Origin of the sequence: Sphingomonas dokdonensis, from assembly GCF_002197685.1 — a bacterium.
GTDB classification, from domain to species: Bacteria; Pseudomonadota; Alphaproteobacteria; order Sphingomonadales; family Sphingomonadaceae; genus Sphingomonas; species Sphingomonas dokdonensis.
The window spans coordinates 821,944-847,499 of sequence record NZ_NBBI01000001.1 but is presented as its reverse complement, the minus strand read 5'-3'; the positions used below and the strand labels follow the sequence as shown (position 1 = coordinate 847,499).

The window sequence follows — 25,556 nt, the reverse complement described above, 5'->3', positions numbered from 1 at the left end:
CGGTTCCACTTGGATTCTGCTCGCCCGCGTAACTGAACAGAAATATTGCGGGCGCAACGGCCGCGGCAGCAGTTCGGGCACCGCGTGTCAGAGCATGAGCTCCAAGGGGAATTTAGATCAATGCGACATAACCTGTTTCTGGGTGCAGCAGCTGTTGCGCTCATCGCGCCGGCTGGGGCGATGGCTCAGGAAACCACATCGGTTATCCGCGGCACGGTAACGGCCGCTGGTGCACCGGTTGCAGGTGCAACGGTGACCGTAGTGAACGTGCCGTCGGGCACGACCAGCACGGTGACGACGGACGCGAACGGTTCGTTCAACGCGTCGGGTCTGCGCGTCGGCGGTCCCTTCTCCGTCACGGCCGCTGCTGCGGGTTACCCGCAGGTGACGGTGACCGACATCTACACCGTTGTGGCGCAGGCTTATGATTTGCCGATCGAGCTGCAGGCGGAAAGCACCGACACTGCCGGCGGCGACATCGTCATCACCGCGTCGCGCGTCGCCAACGCCCGCACGGTCAGCCAGGGCCCGGCAACCGTTCTGTCGGCCGCAGACATCGCCAGCGTTGCATCAGTCAACCGCGACGTGCGCGACCTGATGCGCCGCGATCCGTTCGCGCGCCTCGACGACACCCCCGGCGGCGGCCGCGCTGTCAGCTTCGCGGGTCAGAACGCCCGCTTCAACCGCTTCTCGGTCGACGGTGTGCCCGTCACCGACAACTTCGGCCTGAACCCCGATGGCCTGCCGACCCGCCGCTCGCCGGTCCCGTTCGACGCGATCGGTCAGTTTCAGACCAAGGTTGCGCCGTACGACGTTCGCGAAGGCAACTTCCAGGGCGGCGCAATCAACGCCATTCTGAAGTCGGGCACCAACAGCTTTCACGGCACCGGCTTCTACGCCTATTCCGAGGACGGCCTGACCGGCAAGGAAACCAAGGCAGGTCCGGGCGTCCCCACTGGCCGCGTCAGCATTCCTGATTTCAAGTACGAGAACTACGGCGCCCAGCTGTCCGGCCCGATCATCAAGGACAAGCTGTTCTTCATGGTCGCCGGCGAGCGCATCCGGGCCAACACGCCGATCGCCGAAGGCACGCTCGGTAACAATGCCGGCACGGTCGTTCCGAACATCACCGACGAGGCGGTTGCGCAGGTTCAGAGCATCGCGCAGAGCCGTTACGGCTATGACACGGGCGGCATCCTGAACGATGCCAAGGATCGCGACGATCGCCTCGTTGCCCGTATCGACGCCAATCTGTCGGACACGCAGCGCGCCTCGGTGACGTATCTGTACACCAAGGATTCTATCCAGTTTAACCAGAACACCTCCACCAGCGGCACGCCGGGCCTTGGCCTCGAGTCGAACGGCTATGTCGGGTCGAACCGCCTGCACACCGGCGTGGTCCAGCTGAACAGCGACTGGTCCGACGAATTCTCGACCGAAGTTCGCGGTTTCTACAAGGACTATAAGCGTGGTCAGGATCCGATCCTGGGTCGTGGCTTCGCACAGATGCAGGTCTGCACCGCACCGACTTCGGATCGTGGCGCGGGCGCTCCTGGTCAGAATAACCTGTCGGGTACCTGCGAGTCGGGCTTCGGCAACGTGACGTTTGGTCCGGACGTGTCGCGTCAATCGAATGAGCTGACCAGCCGCACCTATGGTGGCCTCGTCCAGGCTCGCCTGACGCGCAACGACCACGATCTGCGCATCTTCGCCGAATTCTCGGACACGAAGATCTTCAACCTGTTCCTGCAGCGCACCGCCGGCGACTATTACTTCGACTCGATCGCGGACTTCCAGGCGGGCAACGCGCAGCGCTTTCGCTACGGGAACGCAGTGCCCAGCCTTGATCCGGTGAACGGCGCGGCGAAGTTCCGCTACCAGTCCTACACCTTCGGTATTCAGGACACGTGGCGGATCAGCGATATCCTGACCCTAGCCTACGGCGCGCGTTACGACCTTTTCGGCGGCAACAGCCGTCCGGAACTGAACAGCTCCTTCCTCAGCCGCTACGGCTACCCGAACACCTCGTACATTTCGGGTCGCGGCGTGTTCCAGCCGCGCGTCGGTATCGACTTCAAACCGACGCCGGAGCTTTCGGTTCGCGGAGGTATCGGCATCTTCTCGGGCGGCTCGCCGGACGTCTATGTCTCGAACAGCTTCTCGAACACCGGCTTCCTCACCAACACGATTGACGTGCGTCAGCTGAACGGCGGCGGCTATACGGTGCCCGGCATTCCCAGCACGCAGGTGCCGACAACTGGCGCTGCCATCCTCACGGGTGTAAACGGCACGACGATCCCGGGTGCAGCCAACGCCGTGCTGACCAACGCAAGCGTTAGCGCGCAGTCGCCTACCAACGCGCTGGATCCGGACTTCAAGGTTCCGTCGCAGTGGCGCGGTACCCTGTCGTTCGACTACGATCCCGATTGGGGTGGCACGTTCGGCAGCGGCTGGAATTTCGGCGCAGACTTCCTGTGGTCCGAAGTGCGCAACCAGGTGTTCTTCACCGACCTGCGCGTGAGGCCAACCGCGCTGCGTACGCCGGACGGTCGCGTTCGTTATGCGCCGCTGACGGCGTTCAACGACACGAACCAGGATCTTCTGCTCACCAACACGCAGAAGGGCCGCAGCCTCGTTGCGGTTGCCCGTATCGCCAAGGAGTTCGACTTCGGCCTGCGCGCAGCGGTCAGCTACGCCTATCAGGACATCAAGGATCAGGCGCCGGCAACGTCGTCGACCGCCTCGTCGAACTACGGCAACGGTGCCTTCCTTGACGCGAATGGTGCGGCGTACGGCATCTCGAACGACGAGGTGCGCCACAACATCAAGTACAACCTGAGCTTCAACCACGCGTTCTTCGGCGATTATAAGACAAACTTCACCTTGTTCGGTGAAACCCGTATTGGTCGCCCGTACAGCTATACGATGCAGGATCAGGTCAACAGCGGCCGCTCGCCGGTGTTCGGCACCAACGGCAACAGCTCGCGCTACCTGCTCTACGTGCCGACGTCGCCGACCGACGCACTGGTGTCGTACGACAGCACGGCAACGCGTGATAACCTCGACAACCTCATCAACTCGACGGGGCTGAGCAAGTATCGCGGCACGATTGCGCCGCGGAATGCTTTCAACTCGAAGTGGTTCACCCGCTTCGATCTCCACATCGGTCAGGAAGTCCCGACCTTCGTGGGTGACAGCCGCGTCGAGCTGTTCATGGATATCGAAAATCTGACGAACCTCATCAACAAGAATTGGGGCCAAGTGCGCGAATATCAGTTCCCGTACACCATCCCCGCAGTCCGTGTTTCGTGTCTCCAGACCGCAGGTGGCGCGGCCACGACCGACACCACGCAGCCATGTGCACAGTATCGCTACAGCGCGCCGGCGGCGGCGCCGAGCGATCAGATCTACTCGCGCCAGTCGCTATACTCGATCCGCGTGGGTGCGCGCTTCACCTTCTGATCGGTCTCGCCTGATCAGCCTTTCAGGGCCGCCGCTTCCTTCGGGCAAGCGGCGGCCCTTCGTTTTTGCGCGCCGGCAAGCGGACGTGTAGAGGAGCCGAAATGGCGACTACTCACCCCGCCCCTGCGACAGCCGCTTCGCCGATCCGGCCGAGCAACCTCGCCGTGCGGCCTTTTTTCGAAGACAAGGCGCGCGCCTTCTGGATCCTGCAGGCCGCCGGTTGGTCGGGCTATCTGATCCTCAGAACCGTTTCGTCTATCTCCAATGGCTTCACGCTTCAGGGCGTTATCAGCACCATTGTCGAGACGATCGTCGGCTATTGCATCACGCTGCTGCTGTCCGTGCTGTACGGCGTCTACCGCGGTCTGCCCCGGATCACGGCGATCATTCTAACCGTGCTGACGCTTGGCGCCGCGACCTTCATCTACGCGCTGCTCGACACCTTCTCGTTCAGCTTCATCAAATTGTCCGCGCCCGGCGTGGACGTAAAGCTGTTGATCGGCGCCCTGTTCCTCAACTTCACGGTGCTCGCCGGCTGGTCCGCGCTATATTTCGGGATCAACTTCTACCTGATCGTCGAAGAGCAGATCGATCAGCTCCAGCACCTCGAGACACAGGCGTCCTCGGCGCAGCTCGCCATGCTTCGCTATCAGCTGAACCCGCATTTCCTCTTCAACACGCTGAATTCGATTTCGACACTGGTGCTGCTGAAGCAGACTGAGCGCGCCAATGCGATGCTCAGCCGGCTGTCGAGCTTCCTGCGCTACACGCTCGCGAACGAACCCACGGCGCATGTGACGCTCGCGCAGGAGGTTGAAACGCTAAAGCTCTACCTCGAGATCGAGAAGATGCGCTTCGAGAGTCGCCTGCGTCCCAAGTTCGAGATCGATCCCGCGGCAGAGCGCGCCCGCCTGCCCTCGCTGCTGCTTCAGCCATTGGTCGAGAATGCGATCAAATATGCGGTCACGCCCAAGGAGGAAGGTGCGGAAATCTGCGTCACCGCGCGGCTCAACGGCGATCGAGTGCGGATCGGCGTATCCGACACCGGACCGGGCTTGCAGCCAACAAAGAACAAGCCAAGCCTTTCAACCGGTGTTGGCATCGCCAATATCAGGGAGAGGCTACAGCAATCGTTCGGGACGGATCATCGTTTCGAGCTTCGTGCCATGCCGACGGGGGGCTTCGGCGTGGAAATCGAGATACCGTTCCAGGTGGAGTGACGACGTTTCAACGGGGGAGTTGAGTTTGATGACCGCGCGTGTCGACCCGACCCGCGACGGCTGACGTATCGGAGACCGAGCAGACCATGACCATTCGCACCATTCTCGTCGATGACGAGCCGCTAGCAATCCAGGGGCTGGAGCTCCGGTTGCAGGCTCACGAAGACGTCGAGATCGTCGCCAAGTGCCAGAACGGGCGTGAGGCGATCAGCGCGATCAAGACCCACAAGCCAGACCTGGTCTTTCTCGACATCCAGATGCCCGGGTTCGACGGCTTCTCCGTCGTTCAGGGATTGATGGAGGTGGAGCCACCGCTGTTCGTCTTTGTCACCGCTTACTCCGATCACGCCCTGCGCGCCTTCGAGGCGCAGGCCGTCGATTACCTGATGAAGCCGGTGGACGAATCCCGCCTCGCCGACACGCTGGATCGTGTGCGGCAGCGGCTGGCGGAAAAATCGAGCGTCAACGAGGCGGAAAAGCTGAAGGAGGCGCTCGCCGAGCATGCGCCGGAGGCTGCAGCCGAAATCGTCGACGGCGGCGATGGCGTCACATCGAGCCGGTTTGAAAAGCTGATCAACGTCAAAGATCGCGGGCAGATCTTCCGCGTCGACGTCGATACGATCGAGATCGTCGAGGCAGCCGGCGATTACATGTGCATCAAGACGGCGGACAACACGCTGATCCTGCGCGAAACGATGAAGGATCTGGAGAAACGGCTAGATCCACGTCGCTTCCAGCGCGTTCACCGCTCCACCATCGTAAACCTCGATCAGGTGCGGCAGGTAAAGCCACACACCAATGGCGAGTGCTTCCTGGTGCTCGATTCCGGCGCCCAGGTGAAGGTCAGCCGAAGCTACCGCGACGTGGTCGCCCGCTTCGTCCATTAAGAGAAAGGGCCGGGAGATCAACTCCCGGCCCTTCTTGTATCAGCGGGTCTTCAGCGCGAACGACACGCCCAGGATCTGCGGCTCGTTATACACTGCGGCGTTGTAGTTCTCGATCACGCCCTTCAGGTTCTTCTCGCCCGTCAGGTTGCGACCGAACAGGGCGATCTCGTACCGATCGTCGGGATCGGTGTAGCCGACCTTCAAGCCCAGCTCGTAATTGCCGTCCGAATAGAATTCGCGCGTCCGGTACAGCACGAAGTTCGTGTAGCCCTGAACGTGGAAGTCGCTCGCGACGAACAGATTGCCCTCGTTCCACAGCGGGACATCATAACGCACGGCGGCGTTCAGCTGCCACTTGGGCGCGTTGGGTAGCGGGTTACCGTCGATCTGCGCGAGCTTGGCCGGTGAACCGAAGATCGTTCGGTCGATGGTCGGGTCGAGCACGGTGCAGGTCACGCGGCCGTTCAGGGCGCAGACCTGCGCGAACACGCGATCGTCCTTGATCTCGGTCTTCAGCACGTTGCCGCCGAGGGTAAAGCTGATGTTGCGGATCGGCCGCCATTCCAGTTCCGCCTCAACGCCCCACGCCGTTGCCTTGTCGGCGTTGAACAACACACCATTGCCGTCCGCGTCGTTGCCGTTCAGCTGAATATCGTCGACCCGCCAGTGGAAGGCGGTGGCGTTCAGGCGCAGGTTCGAGAACGGCTCGCTCTTGAACCCCAGCTCGTACGACATGATCGTTTCGGAATCGGCGGTGGTGAAGGCCGATCCGAACACGGCCGAGCGCCCCTGGATGGTTGGCCCGCGGAAACCGCGCGCAACGCGGGCGAACACGTTCACCTCCGGCGCCACCTCATACAACGCCGACAGGTCCCAGCTCGGCTCCTTGCCGACCAGCCGCACGTTGCGCGGCGCGGTGGCCGGGAAGTTCACCGTCGCGCCGGTCATTGCCGCCTTCACAAGATTGGTGCGCTTGCGATCCTCGGTATAGCGCGCGCCGCCGGTCAGCGTCAGACGATCGAACGTGTAGCTCGCCTGCCCGAAGACCGCCCAGGACGTGTTGACGTTGCGCAGCCGCACCCAATTGTCCGGATTGTTGGTGTTCGGGTTCGAGGGGACGAACGGCGCGGTCAGGAAAAAGCGGCGCTGGTAGAAGTCGGTCGTGTCGCGGCTGTCGAAGTAGAAGCCGCCGACCTGCCACTTGAACGCGCTGTTCCCGCTGCTGGCGAGGCGCACTTCCTGCGTCCACTGGTCGAGATCGCGAATGTTGCCCTGGCTCTGGCCATAGCCGTTCGGCACACCGTTGACCGGGAAGTTCACCGCCGCGCCACCATCGGTATCACCGCGGCTGAAGCCGGATGTGGTCTCGTAACCGGTGATCGACGTCAGCGTGATGGCGCCGAAATCCCAGGCGACGTTCGCCGATGCGCCATAGGTTTCATACGCCTGCCGATTGTCGAACGCCTCGTCCTGCGCGGTCCGGTCGCGGGGACTGCGCGGATTGTTGGTGCCGAGCGGCAGGGCGTTGCGATGGAATACGGTCGAGGTGCCGTCATAGTCGCGATAATGGCCCGACAGGTTGATCGACAGGTCTTCGGTCGGGGTGAACAGCAGCTGGAGCCGCGCGTCCTTTTCTTCGAAGCCGCCCAGCGCATCCTTGCCACCGGTGGTGCCGTCGAAGCCGACACCGGTGAAGGTGTTGTCGATCCAGTCGTCACGGCGCTGGTACAGACCGGACACGCGGAACGCGATCTTGTCCTGAACGAGCGGGCCGCCGACGCCAACGTCTGCAGTAACCGTGTTGTAGCTGCCGTACGAGAAGTTGCCCCGCGCCTTGAAGTCCATCGAGGGGCGGATCGTGTCGAACTTGATGATGCCGGCCGTGGTGTTGCGCCCGAATAGCGACCCCTGCGGCCCACGCAGCACCTCGACCTGCGCGACGTCGAACACTGGGTTCGATTTCAGCACCACGTGCTCCAGCACGATGTCGTCCTGGATGATCGAGACGGGCTGCGATGCACCAAGGTAAAAATCGATGTTGCCAAGGCCGCGAATGTAGAAGCGCGGGAAGATGCGACCGGTGGTCGTTTCGGCATACAGGCCCGGCACACGCCCCGCGAGCGAGACGATGTCCTCGCCGCCCGACTGGATCTGGCGCAGCGCATCGCCGCGCAGCGCGGTAACCGACACCGGAACGCGCTGCAGGTTCTCCTCACGCCGTTCCGCCGTTACGACGATCTCGTCCAGCCCACCATCGGTCGCAGTGGCAATCCCCGCACCCTGATTGGCCTGCGCCGGATCCATGGCGGGTTCGCTCGTCTGGGCGGCTGCAAGCGCGGGCAGCGCCAGGAGCGCGGTGGCAGACAGAAGCAGCGCGCGACGCGCGGTGGCGGAAGTCACGTTCGTTCCCCTTTCGATGAGTTGCTGACGGCTCGCCATGTACCGTTGCCCGCACTGGCGACTCGCTCGTTCAGCAAACGGGATATGCTCCCGCGCCATCCCGCTAATGCGCGATTGAGACCGGTTTGTGACGGAATATGTCTGAGTTCATCATCGCGTCTGCCCTGTTACGCAGATGCCACAGACCTGCTAAGGGCGCGCGCATGCTGACGATCAACGGTATCACGGTGCGCCTTGGCGGGCGCGCGATCCTCGACGGCGCCTCCGCGTCCCTGCCTCCCGGCAGCCGCGTCGGGCTGATCGGGCGCAACGGCGCGGGCAAGTCGACGATGGTAAAGGTCATCGCCGGCCAGATTGAGCCCGACGGCGGGTCGATCGACAAGCCGCGCGGTGCGCGCATCGGCTATATCGCGCAGGAGGCACCGAATGGAGACGCCACCCCGTTCGACACGGTGCTGGCCGCCGACACCGAACGCGCACGGCTGATGGAGCAGAGCGAGACCGAGCAGGATCCGGAAAAGCTCGGCGACATCTACGAACGCCTGATCGCCATCGACGCCTATACCGCGCCGGCACGCGCGTCGCAAATCCTGCTCGGCCTCGGCTTTGACGAGGATGCGCAGAACCGCCCGCTCGACAGCTTCTCGGGCGGATGGAAGATGCGCGTCGCGCTCGCCGCTTTACTCTTCTCGCAGCCCGACCTGCTGCTGCTCGACGAACCGTCGAACCACCTCGATCTCGAAGCGGTGATGTGGCTGGAGGACTTCCTGCGCTCCTACAAGGCCACCATCGTGGTCGTCAGCCACGAGCGCGATTTCCTCAACAACGTTGTCGACCACATTCTGCACCTGCAAGGCGGCAAGACCACGCTCTACGCCGGCGGCTACGATTCGTTCGAGCGTCAGCGCGCCGAGCGCATGGCGCAGATCGCCGCCGCCAAGGCAAACCAGGAGGTGCAGCGCGCCAAGTTGCAGGATTACATCGCCCGCAACTCGGCCCGCGCCTCCACCGCGAAACAGGCGCAAAGCCGCGCCAAGATGCTGTCCAAGATGCAGCCGATCGCCGAACTCGCCAACGATCCGACGCTCTCGTTCGGCTTCCCCGATCCGGAAGCGTTGCGCCCACCGCTAGTCACGCTCGATTATGCCAGCGTCGGCTACGACGACACGCCGATCCTGCGCCGGCTGAACCTGCGCATGGACCCGGACGATCGCATCGCGCTGCTCGGCCGCAACGGCAACGGCAAGACGACCTTTGCTCGCCTGATCGCCGCGCAGCTCGCGCCCATGGAAGGCACCATGGCGTCCAGCAACCGGATGCGCGTCGGTTACTTCACGCAATACCAGGTGGAGGAGCTCGATTCCGACGATACCCCCCTCGCGCACATGACGCGCGTGATGAAGGGCGCCACCCCGGCCGCGGTGCGTGCGCAGCTTGGCCGCTTCGGCTTCTCGGGTGATCGCGCCACGGGTCAGGTCGGCAAGATGTCGGGCGGCGAGAAGGCGCGGCTTGCGCTCGCGCTCATCACCCGCGAGGCGCCGCACCTCCTGATCCTCGACGAGCCGACCAACCACCTCGACGTCGATGCGCGCGAAGCGCTGGTGCAGGCGCTCAACGACTATAAGGGCGCGGTGCTGATCGTCAGCCACGATCGCCACATGGTGGAGCTGACTGCCGACCGGCTTGTCCTGGTCGACGGCGGCACCGCGCGCGAGTTCGACGGCAGCCTGGACGATTATACCTCCTTCATCCTCGCCAAGGAGCCAAAGGCCGAGGGTAAGGCTCGCGGCAAGAGCGACGGCAAGGCATTCGCGGAGAAGCGCGAGAACGACAAGGCCTGGCGCAAGTCCGCCAAGGAGGCCGAAGCCGAGATCACGAAGCTCGGAGCGGAGCGCGACGCCATCGACCGCGCCATGGCCGATCCGTCATCTGCGCCCAAGGAGCTCTACGGCTTCAACACCGGTCAGTTGTTGAAGCGCCGCGCGCAGGTGGTCGAACGGCTGGAGGCGGCCGAAGCGCGCTGGCTGGAAGCGAACGAGGCGCTCGAGGCCGCATAGGCGAGCCTCGGCGCGGTACAGCGCCGGTCAGATCAGAACGACGACGCCAGCCGTTCGAACATCTGCCGTGCCGGGCTCTGCCCCGGTGCTTGCGCCACTTGTGCTTCGTCCAGCCGAGCGACGCGGCGGTGCAGCTCCATGCTCGCATTCACCAGCCGCTGGGCGCGTGGTGGCAGCTCCATGTGAACGTACTCATCGGTCGCAGGCGCCTCGCCCAGTCGGCGGGATGGATGGTGGGCATCGGTGATGCCGAGCTCGCCTGCGAAAACCGCGCGCTGGGTGAGCAGCCAGGCGATGACATGCATCAGGCGCGTCGTCACCTTCAGCGATTCGCAGCTGAACGTCACGCGCGCCATCACCGACAGGCTGTCACGCTCCTCCCGGCCATCATCGTCGAAGTAGCTGCGTGCATCATCTGCCAACAGCATCGCCTCCACATAGAGTGAGTCGATCAGGCGCCGTTGAACTGCCGAATCCTTCATGCCTTGGGTCATCGATCCTGCTTAGAGCGTGAGGGCGTGAAGCGCATCGCAGATCGGCGCCGCATCGCGGCAGCCCCCGTCCCAAAGCGATACTTACGCGATGATATCCGGGATTAGTTGATCCTCGATCACCGCAATCTCGTCCCGCAGCAGCAATTTCCGCTTCTTCAGCCGAGCGAGCTGCAGTTGATCGCGCGGGCCGTCCGCGGACAGCGCGGTGATCGCATCGTCGAGATCGCGATGCTCCATCCGTAGCGTACCCAGCCGTGCAACCAATTGGCTGTCATCCATGATTCGCCTCCGCCCCGCCTGCGTCCGTACCGATGCTTCCGCGTCCCTAGCAGAGTGTGCCGCCTCCGTCGCAAGCTGTCGTTACAGCAGCGAGACGTCGCGCCGGCAGGTCGGCCGATCCAAATTAACCAACTTACGGTGGAGACAATGACTCCGGGAGATGATTTACTCCTGAGTCCCGTCAAGCAAGCAAGGAGGTTCCTGATATGCAGACTGCGCATCGTTCGGCTTTGGAGGCCAGGCATGCCCTGCTCGATCAGCGCATCGACAACGAACGGCATCGGCCACAGCCCGATAGCATGTTGATCGCAGACCTCAAGAAACAGAAGCTGCGTCTGAAGGAAGAGATTTCCTCGCACTGACGCAAGAACGGGGAACGGCGCGGTATCACCCGCGCCGAACTCCATCAGCCGCCGATCTGGCGCGAAATGGCCTTGCGAGTCGCCGCGCCATACGGTGGCTTCAGCCCTGCAAGCTTTGCAACGTCCAGCTTGGATTGCTGATACACCGCCTTGGCATGGCTGAACGTACGGAAGCCATCGAGGCCGTGGTACGATCCCATGCCCGATGGCCCGACCCCGCCGAACGGCAGATCCTCCATCGACACGTGAAAAATGACGTCATCGATCGTCACGCCGCCCGAGATCGTGCGGTCCAGCACGCGGCGCCGCTCGTCAGCATCCTTGCCGAAATAATATAGGCCGAGCGGCCGATCCCGCCGGTTCACCTCGGCAATCGCGCCATCGATCCCGTCGTATCGGCGAACCGGCAGCACCGGACCGAAGATCTCCTCCTGCATCAGTGTCATATCGTCGGTGACATTGCGCACGATGTGCAGCGGCATTTTGCGGCTGTTGGTGCTGCCGAAATCCTCGTTGGCGGGATTGACCACCTCGACGTCGGCACCCTTGCTCCGCGCATCCTCGATCCAGTCGTTCAATCGCTGATAGTGGCGGTCGTTGACGATGCTGGTGTAATCGGGATTGGCGAGCAGCGTCGGATACATTGCGCTCGCCGCGGTTTTCAGCCCCTCGACGACCGCATTCTCCTGATCGGACGGCACCAGCACGTAATCGGGCGCGAGGCAGATCTGCCCGGCGTTGAGCATCTTGCCCACTGCCACGCGCTCGGCCACCTGCTGCATATCGGCATCCCTGCCCACGATCACCGGCGATTTGCCGCCAAGCTCCAGCGTCACCGGCGTCAGATTGTCGGCGGCGGCATGCAGGATATGCCGACCGATACCCGTTGCGCCGGTAAACAGCAGATGATCGAACGGCAGTTCGGCAAAAGCCTTGCCCACGTCCGGCCCGCCGGAAACGAACGCCAGCTCGGTCCGATCGAAATATCGCCCCGCAATCTCTTCAAACAGGGCGGCAGTCGCAGGCGTAAACTCGCTCGTCTTCACCATCGCGCGATTGCCCGCCGCGAACACACCGGCAAGTGGGCCCATCACGAGGTTCACGGGAAAATTCCACGGCGCGATGACGCCGATCACGCCCTTGGGCTGAAATTCCACCCACGCCTTTGCGCCGAGCAGCCCGAGCGGGAATTGCACCCCCCGCTTCTCCGGCTTCGCCCATTTGTCGAGGTTCTTCAGCGCATGGCTGATCGGGCCGATCGAGCCACCGATGTCGGTGATCATCGATTGCTCGCGGCTGCGGTGGCCGAAATCTTCGCTCAACGCATCGCAGAAGCGGTCGGCATGGTCGCGCACCATCGCCGCCGCACGTTTCAGCCGGTCCTTCCGGACCGCCATCGGCTCCGGCAGCGCGGCCATGAAGCTCTCGCGTTGCGCGGTCAGAATGTCCCTCATGATGTCCTCTCCCCTTCTTTTTATGGTATCCGGATCATGACGCCTGCTGGGCGCAACCGATCAGGCCGGCGAGTGGCAAGATGATCGTGTCCTCGCCCGATCGGTCGATCCGCAACGTAGCCTGATCGATCACGGCGCCTTGGGTCAGCGAGCGCTGCGTCTGAATCGAAAGGTCGAGCGTCGCGGCCGCACCACCGCCAGTATATTGCGTGACACCGGCAAAGCCGTAGCCGGCGCTGCCACTTTGCGTCGTGCGAACCAGGTCGATAGGCGTGCCCCCAATGGACACGCGCAAGATCCCCGCCTGCGCACTCGCAACCGCCGCCAGCGCGCGCGTCTTGCCCGCGCTGAAGAGATAGGCCGCGCACCCTTCCGTCGGGAGTGACTGCGGCGGCAGCCCACCCAGCGGCAGGCCGTCGATCGAGGTGACCGTCTTTGGCGGATCGGCGGCGGCAAGCGCGAGGAGCAACGCGATCATGGCATCAAATATATCATGAGGAGCAATCCCGGGTAAGCCGCAGCCGCGAGAAAGCTGCCAAACGGCAGCGCATCGTCACGCGCCACCGCTCGCCCGGTAACGACACGCACCGCTACCACGCCTAGCCCGACCAACGCGGCGCACAGCAGCACAGCCGGCAGCAGCCGCCACCCAAGCCACAGTCCGATCGCCCCGAAGAGCTTGGGATCGGCGCCGCCCAGCCCTTCCACGCCCCGCGCATGGCGATAGCCAAAGCCGATCAACCACAGAGAGCCAAACCCCGCGACGCCGCCGATCAACCGGTCAGTAATTGGCGGCGGCAGGATCGATGCCGCCAGCAACCCACCCACCGCCAATACCGCAATCAGCGGGTCGGGGATCCACAGCTCGGTCGCATCGAGTGCCGCAATCAGCACCAGCATCCAGCCGAACGCCGCGATCGCCAGCCCCGCAACGCCCCCCGCCACCGTTCCCGCAAGCAGCCCCACCAGCAGGCAGGCAAGCTCGACTTGCAGATGCAATCCAGCAATCCTTGTGCGGCAGCAGCGCGCCTTACCGCGCAACGACAGCATGCTGATGATCGGCACGAGATCGCGCGCCTGAACTGGCGCGCCACACCCGTCACACAGTGATCGGCCGGTCAGCGCGGATCGGCCCTCCGGCCAGCGGACGGCGACGGTTGCCAGGAAGCTGCCGATGATCGCGCCAAGGGCGGCGAGTGAAAGCGGCCAGAAAAGGTCAGACACCCTTCTTGCGTATCAGATAGCGATAGACGCCGAACAGGTTGATCCCGAACAGCACGACATTTTGCGTGCCCAATGCCCAGTCTTCGGTGAGCGCTGCCCCGCTGATCCAGCAGATCGACGATCCCACGAACAGCACGAAGCCCCAGCCGGTCACCCTTCGCCCATTATCGAGCGAAACCATGAAGGCAGCGATCATGCCGCTGATCGAGGCGGCCCATTTGAGCACGTCGGTTACGGTGTCCATCGACGCCCAACGCCGATCACGGCCTTTGTATTCGCCGACCGTCGTGACTAGATCGGTTCAAACACTTTTGCCGCGGAGCAGCATTCACATGGCCACCGATCCCGTCGTTATCCTGTCCTACGCACGCACGCCGATGGGGGGCATGCAGGGGGCGCTCGCCGATGTCTCGGCAACCGATCTTGGCGCCACGGCGGTGAAGGCGGCGGTCGAGCGGGCCGGCGTCGACGGCGCGGCGGTGGAGCGCATCTACATGGGCTGCGTGCTGCCCGCGGGTCTCGGTCAGGCGCCGGCGCGTCAGGCAGCGATCAAGGCCGGCCTGCCCAAGTCGGTACAGGCCACCACGGTCAACAAGGTCTGCGGCTCGGGCATGCAGACGGTGATCATGGGCGCCGAGGCGATCGCCGCCGGCTCCGCCGACCTGATCGTCGCCGGCGGCATGGAGAGCATGACCAACGCGCCGTATCTTCTGAAGAAGCATCGCTCGGGCGCGCGTATTGGTCATGACACGGCCTACGACCACATGTTCCTCGACGGTCTGGAAGACGCCTATGAGGCCGGCCGCGCAATGGGCACCTTCGCGCAGGATACGGCCAACGACTATCAGCTCACCCGCCAGGCGCAGGACGATTACTCGATCGAGTCGCTGCGCCGCGCGCAAGCAGCGATCACGTCGGGTGCTTTTGCCGAGGAAATCACGCCGGTGACGGTCGCCACTCGCAAGGGCGAGGTGGTCGTCGACACCGACGAGCAGCCCGGCCGCGGCATGCCGGACAAGATCCCGACGCTGAAGCCCGCCTTCGCCAAGGACGGCACGATCACCGCCGCCACCAGCTCCTCCATTTCCGACGGCGCCGCCGCGCTCGTCCTGACCAAGGCGAGCGTCGCCGCGGCCAAGGGGCAGAAGCCAGTGGCGCGCATCATCGCCCATTCGGCGCACGCGCAGGAGCCGTCCGCCTTCACCACCGCGCCGGTCGGTGCGATTCAGAAGCTGCTGGACAAGGCCGGCTGGTCGATCGACGACGTCGACCTGTTCGAGATCAACGAGGCGTTTGCCTGCGTCGCCATGTTCGCGATGCGCGACCTCGGCATCCCGCATGACAAGATCAACGTCCACGGCGGCGCGACGGCGCTCGGCCACCCGATCGGCGCCTCGGGCGCGCGGATCATCACCACGCTGATCGCGGCGCTGAAGCATCACGGCAAGAAGCGCGGCGTCGCCAGCCTCTGCATCGGCGGCGGCGAAGCCACCGCCATCGCCGTCGAGCTGGTCTAAGCGATGGGAGGGGATCACGCGGCAGAAGATCACGCGCTTCAGGTCGCGCTGGTCCGCTACCAGGGCTGGGCAGCCGAGAACGATGACCGCGCGGTTGTCGTGCTCGAAGGGCGCGACACGGCGGGCAAGGACGGGACGAAACGCACGCTCACCCGCCACCTCGCCGTCCGCCAGACTCGCGTTGTCGCGCTGCCAAAGCCGACCGAGCATGAACGCACGCAATGGTTCTTCCAGCGCTACGTCGCGCACCTACCCGCCGCCGGCGAGCTCGTGATCTTCAACCGCAGCTGGTACAATCGCGCAGGCGTCGAGGTGGTGAACGGCTTCTCCTCGCCCGAAGCGCAGGCTCGCTTCCTTGAGGACGTTCCCGGCTTTGAGGCCATGCTGGTCGCCGATGGAATCAAGCTGGTAAAGCTGTGGCTCGACATCTCTCGCGAAGAGCAGGCCGAGCGGCTGGAATCTCGCCGCAGCGATCCGTTGAAGGCGCTGAAGATCTCCGCGCTTGATGCAGTCGCGCAGGAGAAGTGGGACGATTACAGCGCCGCACGCGACACGATGCTCAGCCGCACCAGTACGCCGGCAGCGCCCTGGATCTGCGTGCGCGCCGATCACAAGAAAAAGGCCCGCCGCGCTATCATCCAGCATCTGTTGCGCGAGCTTGCACCGGCAAAGATCGCTGAGGATGTAGGCAAACCCGATCCCGACACCCTCTTCCCGTTCGAGGCATCCGCGATCGGCGACGGGCGGCTGGAGCGTTAAGCACTCCACCAGCGCAAATTAAATCTACCGTCCCGGGCGGCGCTAAGCCATAATGCGTTCCAATAAACGAGAACGCGGAGAGGCAAATGACACTCGAGTCGCAGGCGGTGCACACCGCGCCGGATGAGCAGTTCGGCTTCGATCCGGCCGCGCTGAAAGCCAAATATCTGGCGGAGCGCGACAAGCGCCTGCGCACCGACGCCAACGAGCAATATGTCGAGATGAATGGTAAGTTCGCCCATTATCTCGAAGACCCCTATATCGAACAACCGATCGAGCGCGCGCCGCTCACCGATCAGAAGGAGGTCGTCGTGATCGGCGGCGGCTTCGGTGGCCTTCTCGCCGGCGCCAAGCTGCGCGAAGCCGGCGTCGAGGACATTCGCATCATCGAGAAGGGCGGCGAGTTCGGCGGCACCTGGTATTGGAATCGTTACCCCGGCGCTGCCTGCGACATCGAAAGTTACGTCTACCTGCCGCTGCTGGAGGAAACGGGCTTCATGCCCGAGCGCAAGTACAGCCAGGGTCCGGAAATCCGCGCCTACTCACGCCGCATCGCCGAGCGATTCGACCTTTATCATGACGTCCTGTTCCAGACCGAAGTCACCGACATGGCATGGGACGAGGACACCCGCCGCTGGACGGTATTCACCAATCGCGGCGACGCGATCAAGGCGCGCTTCGTGGTCATGGCGAATGGCCCGCTGCATCGCCCAAAGCTCCCCGGCATCCCCGGTATCGAACAGTTTCAGGGCCACACCTTCCACACCAGCCGCTGGGACTATGCCTATACCGGCGGTGACCAGAATGGCGGGCTGGACAAGCTCGGCGACAAGGTAGTCGGCATCATCGGCACCGGCGCGACCGCGGTGCAATGCGTCCCGCATCTCGGCGCCACCGCCAAGCAGCTCTACGTCTTCCAGCGCACGCCCTCGTCGATCGACGTACGCGGCGATCGGCCGACCGACGAGCAATGGGCGCAGTCGCTCACCCCCGGCTGGCACCGCGATCGCATGGAAAATTTCAACACGCTCGTATCAGGCGGCTGGGCGGAGGAGGATTTGGTCAACGACGGCTGGACCGACATCATCCGCAACCTCGGCATGATCGCACGCATGAAGGCGGTAAAGGCCGGCGCCGAGAACCCCGACGAGCTCGTGCAGCTGGCCGACTTCCAGAAAATGGAATCGATCCGCGCACGCGTTGACGACGTGGTGCAGGATCCCGCCACCGCCGACGCGCTGAAGCCGTGGTACAATCAGTTCTGCAAGCGCCCCTGCTTTCACGACGACTATCTCGCCACCTTCAATCGCCCCAACGTCAAGCTGGTCGACACACAGGGCCAGGGCGTCGAGCGGATCACCCGCGACGGCGTTGTCGTCGCCGGCAAGGAGTATAAGCTCGATTGCCTCATCTTCGGCACCGGCTTCGAGGTCGGCACCAGCTACGCGCGCCGCGCCGGCTATGACGTGCGCGGCATCGGCGGTCGGACGCTGGAGGAGAAATGGGCCGATGGCGGCAAGACGCTGCACGGCATGACGGTGAACGGCTTCCCCAACATGTTCATCTTCTCCGTCGTCCAGTCGGGCTTCACCGCGAATTATCCGCACGCGCTGCTCGAACAGGCCGGTCACGCCGCGCACATTATCGGCGAAGCGCGCCGCTCGCAGAAATCGCGCATCGAGCCGACCGAAGAGGCCGAGGAAGCATGGACGCAGCAGATTCTCTCCGCCGTGCTCGATCGCCGCAAGTTCCTCGAGGAATGCACCCCCGGCTATTACAATGGCGAAGGTCAATTGAGCCCCAAGGCCGCCAGCTTCTCCAGCTATGGCAAGGGTCCAAACGCCTTCTTCCGGATCATCAAGGATTGGCGCGAGGAAGGGAGCATGAAGGGCATGACCCTGGCCTGAAGCACACCCCATCCGGCGCGGTTTGCCGCCGCGCCGCCACTTATAGGCTCGACATCGCGCCGCGCGGGGGAGAAGGACAGCCGGCATCAACAGAGCTTTCGAGAGGAGCCGCCATGACCGATCTGCCCGACACCTACCGCCGCCTTGTATCTACCGTGACGTCCGAGGGGCAGGTGAAGCTGTCGCTCCAGGAAATGCCGCTGCCGTCGCTGAACGAGGATGACGTGCTTGTCCGCGTCGAAGCGACCCCGATCAACCCGTCCGATCTTGCGGTGCTGCTCGCCCTCACCGATGGGACGCAGTTTACCCGTGATGGCGATGCCGCAACCGCGCCGCTGAACCCGGCGGTGCAGCGTGCCCTATCGGCGCGCGCTGGCGTTGATCTGCCCGTGGGCAACGAGGGCGCAGGCGAAGTGGTCGCGGCGGGACAGTCTCCAGCGGCCCAGGCACTGATCGGCAAGACCGTGGCGCTCGCCGGCGGCGGTTTCTACGCGCAATATCGCAAGGTGCGCGCGGCCGATTGCATGATCGTGCCCGAAGGCACCAGCGCCGAGGAAGGCGCCTCGTCCTACGTCAATCCGCTCACCGCACTCGGCATGGTCGGCACGATGAAGCGCGAGGGCTATAGCGGCCTCGTCCACACCGCCGCCGCCTCAAACCTCGGTCAAATGCTGGTAAAGCTGTGCGCCGCTGATGGCGTGCCGCTGGTCAATATCGTGCGCAGTGAGGCGCAGGCATCGCTGCTGCGCGATCTCGGCGCGGAGCATGTGGTCGACATGACCGCCGACGATTTCCTGCCCAAGCTGATCGACGCGATCGCCGCGACGAACGCGTACCTCGCCTTTGACGCAGTTGGGGGCGGCAAGCTCGCCGGGCAGATCCTCACCGCGATGGAGCAGGCCGCGCTGCGCACCCAGCGTGCCGACGGTCCCTATGGCTCGCGCCAGATGAAGCAGGTCTATCTCTACGGCGGCCTCTCCCCCGCCCCGACCGAGTTCAACCGCGGCTTCGGCATGCGCTGGCGCATGGGCGGTTGGCTGCTCACCTATTTCCTTGAGGATATCGGTAGCGACGCAGCGAAGGACCTGCGTGATCGCGTCGCGCGCGAGCTCAAGACCACCTTTGCCAGCAAGTACACCAAGCGCATCGCGCTTTCCGAGATGCTCGATCCCGAGACGATTGCCGCGTTCGGCAAGCGCGCCACGGGCGAAAAGTATTTGGTGATGCCGCAGCGCTGACCATTGGTCGCCGCGTCAGCCTTCAGGGTTGGCGCGGCGACAGTATCTCGGCAGTGCGGGTGCGCCGATCGACCCGCACGCCGCTCCCGCCCGGCAGCATCATGGCAAAGCCATCGGCGGCGCCCCAATCCTCTGCCGTCATCGGCTCGCCATCCAGCCGCAGCCAGATCAGATCATGTCGGATGCCAGGATCGCCGATCGCCCGGTTCGCCCGCCGCCAGGCAGCGAGGCCAGCCACGCACGCCTCCAGCGCCCGGTCCCGCCCAGCCCAGTCGAGCCATGACGTCGCATTATCCTGCGCGTAGGCATTGTTATTCCCGGCCTGCGTCCGCCCGAATTCGTCACCTGCCGTCAGCATGATCGTCCCGCGCGCGGCGAACAGCGTGGCTAGCAGCGCTCGCCGGTCTTCGGCACGGCCCTGCCCCTCCTCGCCCGCGTTCCAGCTCACCTCGTCGCCATGCCCGTCGCGGTTCTGCTCGCCATTGGCATGGTTGTGCCGGCCTGCGTAGGCGACCGTGTCGGCCAGGGTAAAGCCGTCATGCGCCGCCACGAAGTTGACGCTGCGGGTCCGCGCGCCGCCGAACAGGTCGGTCGATCCGCTCAGCCGCGTGGCGAGCGCACCCGCCGCCCCATCTCCGCGCCAGAAGCACCGCACGTCGTCGCGGAAGCGGTCGTTCCATTCCAGCCAGTTCGCCGGAAACTGCCCGAGCTGATAGCCACCCGGCCCGATGTCCCACGGCTCGGCGATCATGATGCGGTCGGCAAGCACCGGATCGGCGGCGATCGCCGCAAAGATCGGCGCGTCCCGATCGAACCCCGGCGATCGCGCCATGACCGTCGCCAGGTCGAAGCGGAAGCCGTCCACCCCGGCCTGCGTGACGAAATGCCGCAGCGCCGCCAGCGTCATCTCGCGCACGGGCGCATAGCCGAAGTCGAGCGTGTTGCCCGTCCCCGCATCATTGATCAGCGTGCCGTCCGGCGCACGCGCATACACCGCATCGTCTAGCCCGCGGAATGACAGCGTCGGCCCCTGAAGATCGCTCTCGCCCGTATGATTGAAGACGAGGTCGAGGATGGTGCCAATCCCCACCTCGCGCAGTGCTGCCACCGTCGCACGCAGCTCCGCCATGCCACCGGGGCACAGCCGCGGATCGAGCGCCATCGGCACCACCGGATTATAGCCCCATGCATTGTGCATCCCGAGCGACGGCAAATGGCGCTCGTCGATCCAGGCGACAATCGGCATTAGCTCGACCGCATCGACGCCAAGTCGCTGCAAATGCTCAAGGATAACCGGATGCCCGATTGCCGCCACCGTGCCGCGCAGCGCCGCCGGTATGTCAGGGTGCAGCATCGTCAGACCGCGCACGTTCACTTCGTAGATCAGCCCGCCGGGCCGAAACACGGGCGCGCGCCGGGCAAGCGGCGGCAGCGGCGGCGTCACCACCGCCTTGGGCACCAGGGAGGCGGTGTCGCAGCCAAAGGTCGCAAGCCGCGGATCATAGGCGAACGGCCGGTCGAGATGCGTCGCCCCTGGATCGACCAGCAGCTTCGACGCATCGAACGGTGGTGCTCCCGCCGCTCGAAAGCCATAGCGCGTTCCCGCTGGCGCCACCGTTTCACACACCCAATCGTCGCCCGTATGGATCATCACCACCCGGCGCTCATCGTCTCCGTCGAACAGACATAGCCACAACTGGTCGGCACGCGGCGAGCGAACGCGGAAAGCGCGCGTCTCGTTCGAACGCAGGTCTTTATCGGGGGCGCTCACAGCGATGCCCTGTTCGCCACAAGGCTCGTGTCAGGTCACGACATCAGGTTGGGTACGCCCGGTATGTCGGACGATGCCGGCAATCGCATCAGCCGCCGACGCAATGTCGGCAAGCATCTGCGTCGTGTCCGCATCCAACTGCCCACTCACCGGCTCGTACCGCTCCAGATAGACACGCAGCGTCGCACCGGACGTGCCCGTGCCCGACAGGCGAAACACCACGCGGCTCCCGCCTGCGAATAGGACGCGCACGCCCTGGTTGCTGCTCACCGACCCGTCGGTCGAATCGTGATAGGCGAAATCATCCGCCGCCTCGATCGTCAGATCGCCCACCTTCTGTCCGGGCAGATGGGCCAGCTTGTCGCGCAGCGTCGCCATCAACGCGTCGGCCGCCGCACTGTCGACACCCTCATAGTCGTGCCGCGCGTAATAGTTGCGGCCAAAGCGTGCCCAATGCTCCTCGGCGATCTGCCGCACGCTCTTGCCGGTCGCCGCCAGAATGTTGAGCCATAGCAGCACGGCCCACAGGCCATCCTTCTCGCGCACATGGTCCGATCCGGTGCCCGCGCTCTCCTCGCCGCAGATCGTGACCCTGCCGGCATCGAGCAGATTGCCGAAAAACTTCCAGCCCGTTGGCGTCTCGAAAGCGGGAATCTCCAACGCGTCGGCAACGCGATCCGCCGCCGCGCTGGTCGGCATCGAGCGCGCAATGCCCTTCAACCCTTTGGCGTAGGCCGGCGCCAAGTGAGCATTGGCCGCCAGCATCGCCAGGCTGTCGGACGGCGTGATGAAGATCCCGCGCCCGATGATCAGGTTGCGATCGCCGTCGCCGTCCGAGGCCGCGCCGAAGTCGGGCGCGTCCTCGGCCACCATCAGGTCGTATAGCTCGCGCGCATGCACCAGATTGGGATCGGGGTGGTGGCCGCCGAAATCCTCCAGCGGCGTGCCGTTGCGCACCGTCCCCTCGGCAAAGCCGAGCCGGCACTCGAGGATTTCCGTCGCATAAGGGCCGGTAACCGCGCTCATGGCGTCGAACGCCACCGTCAGGCCAGCACCGCGAATGGCGGTGAAATCGAACAGCGTCGCCATCAGGTCGGCATAGGCCCCCACGGGATCGACGATCTCCACCGTCATGCCGCCCAGCTCCTGGGTTCCTACCCGGTCGAGGTCGATCTCTCCCGCCGTTACAATGCGATAGGCGTCGATCGTCCGGGTGCGAGCATAGATCGCCTCGGTGATCTTCTCCGGTGCCGGGCCGCCATTGCCGACATTATATTTGATGCCGAAATCTTCGTCGGGACCGCCGGGATTGTGGCTCGCCGACAGTATCAGCCCGCCGATCGCACCCGACTGGCGGATCAGGTTGGAGGCGGCCGGCGTGGAGAGGATGCCGCCCTGCCCCACCAGCACGCGCGAAAAGCCGTTCGCCGCCGCCATGCGGATCGCCTTGTCGATCACCACGCGATTGAGGAACCGGCCATCGCCGCCGATCACCAGCGTTGCGCCGGCGCGATCGTCCAGCACGTCGAACACCGCCTGGATGAAGTTTTCTGCATAATGTTGCTGCTGGAACACCTTCACCTTCTTGCGAAGGCCGGACGTGCCCGGCTTCTGGTCGGTGAAGGCGGTGGTAGAAACCGTTTCGATCATTCCCCGATCAATCCCCGATAAAGCGCGGCATAGGCCGCGCCGCTCTTACCCCACGAAAAGTCGGCCTTCATGCCGCAGCGCTGCATCGCCCGCCAAGTCGGCTGGTCGGCATACAGCGCGCAAGTGCGCGTCAGCGCATGCACCAGGCTGTCGCGCGTCACGCCGTCGAACTGAATACCACTGGCCACCTGCGCGCCAAGCGCCGCAATGTTGGCGTCGATGATCGTGTCGGCCAGACCGCCGGTCCGCGCCACGACCGGCACGCAGCCATAGGCAAGGCCATATAATTGCGTCAGCCCGCACGGCTCGAACCGCGAGGGAATGAGGATCGCGTTGGCCCCGCCCTGCAGCAGGTGCGACAGTGGCTCGTTGTAGCCGATCCGCACGCCCACCTTACCCGGGTGCCGCTCGCGCGCAGCCGTGAACGCCTGCTCCAGGTCGGCATCGCCCGAGCCCAGCAGCGCGAGCCGCCCACCCATGGTGACCAGATCGTCGACGCAATCCGCCAGGACGTCCATGCCCTTCTGCCACGTCAGTCGGCTGATAACGGTGAATATCGGGCCCTCGCCGGGCGCCAGGTCGAATTCCCGCTCCACCGCGCGCTTGTTCGCCGCTCGTCGCGCCAGCGTCTTGGAGGTGTAGCGTGACACCAAAGCCGGATCATGGTCCGGGCGCCACACCGCGGGATCGATGCCGTTCACGATGCCGCTCACCCGCGCGACCCGGTCGGCGATCAACCCCTCCAACCCCATCCCATAGTCCGGCTGCAGGATTTCGCGCGCGTACGTCGGACTGACGGTGGTGATCGCATCGGCGGCGCGCAGTCCTGCTTTCAAATACCCGACGCCGCCATAATATTCGACACCGTCGATCGACCATGCATCATCGGGAAGCCCAAGCTCACTAAAGATTTCGGGCCCGAACCGACCCTGAAACGCGATGTTATGGATCGTCAGCACCGTCTTGATGGGTGCCGCCGCATATCGCAGATACGCCGGGGCAAGAGCCGCCTGCCAGTCGTGCGCATGAAGAACGTCAAAGCGCAGCTTCTTTACCCCGCCGCGCGCGATTTCGGCCGCCGCCCGCGACAGCGCGGCAAAGCGGCGCCAGTTATCCGACCAGTCCTCGCCCGATTGGTCGCCGTACAGGCCGCCATCGCGCGCGAAGAAGCCCGGCGCATCCAGCACCAGCAGCGGATGCCCCGCGATCTCACCGCTCAGCAGCCGCGCAACCCCGCCGCCGAGCAGGTCACGCCAGCTATGGATCGCCGGGCCTGACGTCGCCTTGAGCACGGCGGGAAAGCCGGGCAGCAAGGTCGTGGTCTGCACGCCATGCGGCGCCAGCGCAGCCGGCAGCGCGCCGACCACATCGGCAAGCCCGCCGGTCTTCACCAGTGGGTAAGCCTCGGATGCGACAGCGAGAACCTTCACCGCACTACGCCTTGGCCGGAACAGGTGCGCTAGGCGGCCAAATTGCGCCACAAGCGTCCGCAACCGCTACGAAGGAGGCTGTTTTGCGCCAGAAGGCGGCCGGGTTTGGCCCAGCATTCATCATGCAAGGCGATCGATCATCGGCTTGGTGATCAGGCAAATGCCTTCATCGGTGCGGCGAAAACGATGCGCGTCCAGCGCCGGATCGTCACCCACCACCAGTCCGTCGGGGATCTCCACTCCGCGGTCGATCACCACTTTGCGCAGCCGCGCACCGCGCCCCACCTTCACGTACGGCAGCACGACCGCTTCATCGAGCATGGCAAAACTGTGCGTGCGAACTCCGGTGAACAGCAGCGAACGGTAGATCGACGACCCCGAAACGATGCAGTCGCCCGACACAAGGCTCGCCACCGCCGATCCGCGCCGCCCGTCGATGTCATGGACGAACTTCGCCGGCGGCGTCAGCTCCGAATAGGTGGAGATCGGCCAGGAACGATCGTACAGATCCAGCGCCGGTACCACGTCGGTTAAATCGATATTGGCTTTCCAATACGCATCCACCGTGCCCACATCGCGCCAATAGGCCGACGATTCATTGGAGGATCGCACGCAGGACGTGCTGAACTGGTGCGCCACCGCCTTGCCGTGCTTGACCAGCCACGGCACGATATCGCGCCCAAAGTCGCGGTTCGATCCGGGCGTTTCGGCATCGCGCCTTAGCTGGTCGAACAATAAAGACGTCTTGAATACGTAAATGCCCATCGACGCCAGCGCGACGTCGGGCTTCCCCGGCATTGCCGGCGGATCGGCCGGCTTTTCCACGAAGTCGATGATCCGATCGGTTTCATCCACGTGCATGACGCCGAACGCAACAGCTTCCATCCGCGGCACCTCCATGCAGGCGACCGTCACGTCGGCGCCTTGCTCGACGTGCTGTTGAAGCATCAGCTCGTAATCCATCTTGTAGATGTGATCACCCGCCAGGATCACCATATATTCGGGATCGTAACTTTCGATGATGTCGATGTTCTGGAAGACGGCGTCTGCGGTACCTTCATACCATTGGAACTCGCTGACGCGCTGCGACGCGGGTAGAATGTCAAAACTCTCGTTCCGCTCGGGTCGCAGGAAATTCCATCCGCGCTGAAGATGCCGGATCAGCGAATGCGCCTTGTACTGCGTCGCCACGCCGATCCGGCGAATGCCCGAATTGATCGCGTTCGACAGCGCGAAATCGATGATCCGGCTCTTCCCACCGAAATACACCGCCGGCTTCGCGCGGGTGTCCGTCAACTCGGCAAGCCGGCTGCCGCGCCCGCCCGCAAGCACATACGCCATTGCGTCACGCGCAAGTGGCTGTCCCTTTCGGTGTTCCATCCTCTTCATCCTTCTCCTCCCGGGCCGAGAGGAAGTTGGGGAGGCGGTGCTCCCAGATTTTTGGT

20 protein-coding genes are annotated in these 25,556 nt (G+C 64.3%); 9 read left to right on the top strand and 11 right to left on the bottom strand.

What is annotated here, in order from left to right; translation table 11 throughout:
• Positions 1-120 precede the first annotated feature (120 nt).
• From SPDO_RS03925 to SPDO_RS03915, 3 genes are all read left to right on the top strand, one after another.
• Entirely contained in the window at positions 121-3,462 is a 3,342-nt protein-coding gene (locus tag SPDO_RS03925; protein ID WP_088366084.1) for a TonB-dependent receptor, read from the top strand.
• A 101-nt stretch (positions 3,463-3,563) separates the two neighbouring features.
• The gene (locus SPDO_RS03920) at positions 3,564-4,682 is read left to right on the top strand and encodes a sensor histidine kinase (protein WP_088366083.1); all 1,119 of its coding nucleotides are present in this window, start codon (positions 3,564-3,566) and stop codon (positions 4,680-4,682) included.
• An 86-nt stretch (positions 4,683-4,768) separates the two neighbouring features.
• Positions 4,769-5,569, top strand: coding sequence for a LytR/AlgR family response regulator transcription factor (locus SPDO_RS03915; protein WP_088366369.1), 801 nt, complete (start codon positions 4,769-4,771; stop codon positions 5,567-5,569).
• Positions 5,570-5,608: 39 nt separating this feature from the next.
• Here SPDO_RS03915 and SPDO_RS03910 read toward each other — a convergent pair whose 3' ends face one another.
• Entirely contained in the window at positions 5,609-8,008 is a 2,400-nt protein-coding gene (locus tag SPDO_RS03910; RefSeq protein ID WP_088366082.1) for a TonB-dependent receptor, read from the bottom strand.
• A gap of 164 nt (positions 8,009-8,172) precedes the next feature.
• Here SPDO_RS03910 and SPDO_RS03905 point away from each other — a divergent pair, with 164 nt between their 5' ends.
• Entirely contained in the window at positions 8,173-10,026 is a 1,854-nt protein-coding gene (locus tag SPDO_RS03905; protein ID WP_088366081.1) for an ABC-F family ATP-binding cassette domain-containing protein, read from the top strand.
• Positions 10,027-10,058: 32 nt separating this feature from the next.
• Here the strand turns inward: SPDO_RS03905 and SPDO_RS03900 are convergent, their stop codons facing one another.
• Together SPDO_RS03900 and SPDO_RS03895 are read right to left on the bottom strand one after the other, a co-directional pair.
• A complete protein-coding gene (locus SPDO_RS03900; RefSeq protein WP_088366080.1) occupies positions 10,059-10,520 on the bottom strand; it encodes a DUF1465 family protein in 462 nt (153 codons plus the stop codon).
• An 81-nt stretch (positions 10,521-10,601) separates the two neighbouring features.
• Entirely contained in the window at positions 10,602-10,799 is a 198-nt protein-coding gene (locus tag SPDO_RS03895; protein WP_088366079.1) for a YdcH family protein, read from the bottom strand.
• 206 nt (positions 10,800-11,005) lie between these two features.
• On the opposite strand from SPDO_RS03895, the gene SPDO_RS03890 reads away from it, so the two are divergent.
• Positions 11,006-11,161, top strand: a complete 156-nt coding sequence (locus SPDO_RS03890) for a YdcH family protein (RefSeq protein ID WP_088366078.1) — start codon at positions 11,006-11,008, stop codon at positions 11,159-11,161.
• A gap of 44 nt (positions 11,162-11,205) precedes the next feature.
• Here SPDO_RS03890 and SPDO_RS03885 read toward each other — a convergent pair whose 3' ends face one another.
• The 4 genes from SPDO_RS03885 to SPDO_RS03870 are packed head-to-tail and all read right to left on the bottom strand — an operon-like array spanning position 11,206 to position 14,083.
• Positions 11,206-12,639: a coniferyl aldehyde dehydrogenase gene (locus SPDO_RS03885; RefSeq protein ID WP_342746653.1), complete on the bottom strand. Its 1,434-nt coding sequence runs from the start codon at positions 12,637-12,639 to the stop codon at positions 11,206-11,208.
• Positions 12,640-12,649: 10 nt separating this feature from the next.
• Positions 12,650-13,093, bottom strand: coding sequence for a hypothetical protein (locus SPDO_RS03880; protein WP_088366076.1), 444 nt, complete (start codon positions 13,091-13,093; stop codon positions 12,650-12,652).
• Complete coding sequence (locus SPDO_RS03875; RefSeq protein ID WP_088366075.1) at positions 13,090-13,839, bottom strand: prepilin peptidase; 750 nt, start codon at positions 13,837-13,839, stop codon at positions 13,090-13,092. Before SPDO_RS03875 ends, SPDO_RS03880 begins: the two co-directional genes overlap by 4 nt.
• Positions 13,832-14,083, bottom strand: a complete 252-nt coding sequence (locus SPDO_RS03870) for a hypothetical protein (RefSeq protein ID WP_245829080.1) — start codon at positions 14,081-14,083, stop codon at positions 13,832-13,834. Before SPDO_RS03870 ends, SPDO_RS03875 begins: the two co-directional genes overlap by 8 nt.
• Before the next feature lie 88 nt (positions 14,084-14,171).
• On the opposite strand from SPDO_RS03870, the gene SPDO_RS03865 reads away from it, so the two are divergent.
• The 4 genes from SPDO_RS03865 to SPDO_RS03850 all read left to right on the top strand — a co-directional run bounded on the left by SPDO_RS03865 (position 14,172) and on the right by SPDO_RS03850 (position 19,260).
• Positions 14,172-15,356, top strand: coding sequence for a thiolase family protein (locus SPDO_RS03865; protein ID WP_088366074.1), 1,185 nt, complete (start codon positions 14,172-14,174; stop codon positions 15,354-15,356).
• A 3-nt stretch (positions 15,357-15,359) separates the two neighbouring features.
• The gene (locus SPDO_RS03860) at positions 15,360-16,115 is read left to right on the top strand and encodes a polyphosphate kinase 2 family protein (protein WP_088366073.1); all 756 of its coding nucleotides are present in this window, start codon (positions 15,360-15,362) and stop codon (positions 16,113-16,115) included.
• A gap of 86 nt (positions 16,116-16,201) precedes the next feature.
• Entirely contained in the window at positions 16,202-18,022 is a 1,821-nt protein-coding gene (locus tag SPDO_RS03855) for a flavin-containing monooxygenase (protein ID WP_088366072.1), read from the top strand.
• Positions 18,023-18,135: 113 nt separating this feature from the next.
• Complete coding sequence (locus tag SPDO_RS03850; protein WP_088366071.1) at positions 18,136-19,260, top strand: zinc-binding dehydrogenase; 1,125 nt, start codon at positions 18,136-18,138, stop codon at positions 19,258-19,260.
• Between the two features lie 22 nt (positions 19,261-19,282).
• Here SPDO_RS03850 and SPDO_RS03845 read toward each other — a convergent pair whose 3' ends face one another.
• The 4 genes from SPDO_RS03845 to glgC form a co-directional block, all read right to left on the bottom strand.
• Positions 19,283-20,911 (bottom strand): glycogen debranching protein, encoded by a 1,629-nt coding sequence (locus SPDO_RS03845; RefSeq protein ID WP_088366367.1) that lies wholly within the window; start codon positions 20,909-20,911, stop codon positions 19,283-19,285.
• A 150-nt stretch (positions 20,912-21,061) separates the two neighbouring features.
• Positions 21,062-22,681, bottom strand: coding sequence for an alpha-D-glucose phosphate-specific phosphoglucomutase (locus tag SPDO_RS03840; protein ID WP_088366070.1), 1,620 nt, complete (start codon positions 22,679-22,681; stop codon positions 21,062-21,064).
• Positions 22,678-24,111 (bottom strand): glycogen synthase GlgA, encoded by a 1,434-nt coding sequence (gene glgA / locus SPDO_RS03835; RefSeq protein WP_088366069.1) that lies wholly within the window; start codon positions 24,109-24,111, stop codon positions 22,678-22,680. Before glgA ends, SPDO_RS03840 begins: the two co-directional genes overlap by 4 nt.
• A gap of 120 nt (positions 24,112-24,231) precedes the next feature.
• On the bottom strand, positions 24,232-25,491 hold the full coding sequence (gene glgC, locus SPDO_RS03830; protein WP_088366068.1) for a glucose-1-phosphate adenylyltransferase: 1,260 nt from the start codon (positions 25,489-25,491) through the stop codon (positions 24,232-24,234).
• Between the last annotated feature and the right edge of the window lie 65 nt (positions 25,492-25,556).

What these genes read in the sequence shown, in the direction of transcription:
- SPDO_RS03925 (WP_088366084.1), top strand. Translation starts at nt 121, where the DNA reads ATGCGACATAACCTGTTTCTGGGTGCAGCAGCTGTTGCGCTCATCGCG.
- SPDO_RS03905 (WP_088366081.1), top strand. Translation starts at nt 8,173, where the DNA reads ATGCTGACGATCAACGGTATCACGGTGCGCCTTGGCGGGCGCGCGATC.
- SPDO_RS03910 (WP_088366082.1), bottom strand. Translation starts at nt 8,008, where the DNA reads ATGGCGAGCCGTCAGCAACTCATCGAAAGGGGAACGAACGTGACTTCC.
- SPDO_RS03900 (WP_088366080.1), bottom strand. Translation starts at nt 10,520, where the DNA reads ATGACCCAAGGCATGAAGGATTCGGCAGTTCAACGGCGCCTGATCGAC.
- SPDO_RS03880 (WP_088366076.1), bottom strand. Translation starts at nt 13,093, where the DNA reads ATGATCGCGTTGCTCCTCGCGCTTGCCGCCGCCGATCCGCCAAAGACG.
- SPDO_RS03865 (WP_088366074.1), top strand. Translation starts at nt 14,172, where the DNA reads ATGGCCACCGATCCCGTCGTTATCCTGTCCTACGCACGCACGCCGATG.
- SPDO_RS03920 (WP_088366083.1), top strand. Translation starts at nt 3,564, where the DNA reads ATGGCGACTACTCACCCCGCCCCTGCGACAGCCGCTTCGCCGATCCGG.
- glgC (WP_088366068.1), bottom strand. Translation starts at nt 25,491, where the DNA reads ATGGAACACCGAAAGGGACAGCCACTTGCGCGTGACGCAATGGCGTAT.
- SPDO_RS03915 (WP_088366369.1), top strand. Translation starts at nt 4,769, where the DNA reads ATGACCATTCGCACCATTCTCGTCGATGACGAGCCGCTAGCAATCCAG.
- SPDO_RS03850 (WP_088366071.1), top strand. Translation starts at nt 18,136, where the DNA reads ATGACCGATCTGCCCGACACCTACCGCCGCCTTGTATCTACCGTGACG.
- SPDO_RS03890 (WP_088366078.1), top strand. Translation starts at nt 11,006, where the DNA reads ATGCAGACTGCGCATCGTTCGGCTTTGGAGGCCAGGCATGCCCTGCTC.
- SPDO_RS03895 (WP_088366079.1), bottom strand. Translation starts at nt 10,799, where the DNA reads ATGGATGACAGCCAATTGGTTGCACGGCTGGGTACGCTACGGATGGAG.
- SPDO_RS03840 (WP_088366070.1), bottom strand. Translation starts at nt 22,681, where the DNA reads ATGATCGAAACGGTTTCTACCACCGCCTTCACCGACCAGAAGCCGGGC.
- SPDO_RS03860 (WP_088366073.1), top strand. Translation starts at nt 15,360, where the DNA reads ATGGGAGGGGATCACGCGGCAGAAGATCACGCGCTTCAGGTCGCGCTG.
- SPDO_RS03855 (WP_088366072.1), top strand. Translation starts at nt 16,202, where the DNA reads ATGACACTCGAGTCGCAGGCGGTGCACACCGCGCCGGATGAGCAGTTC.
- SPDO_RS03870 (WP_245829080.1), bottom strand. Translation starts at nt 14,083, where the DNA reads ATGGACACCGTAACCGACGTGCTCAAATGGGCCGCCTCGATCAGCGGC.
- SPDO_RS03845 (WP_088366367.1), bottom strand. Translation starts at nt 20,911, where the DNA reads ATGATCCATACGGGCGACGATTGGGTGTGTGAAACGGTGGCGCCAGCG.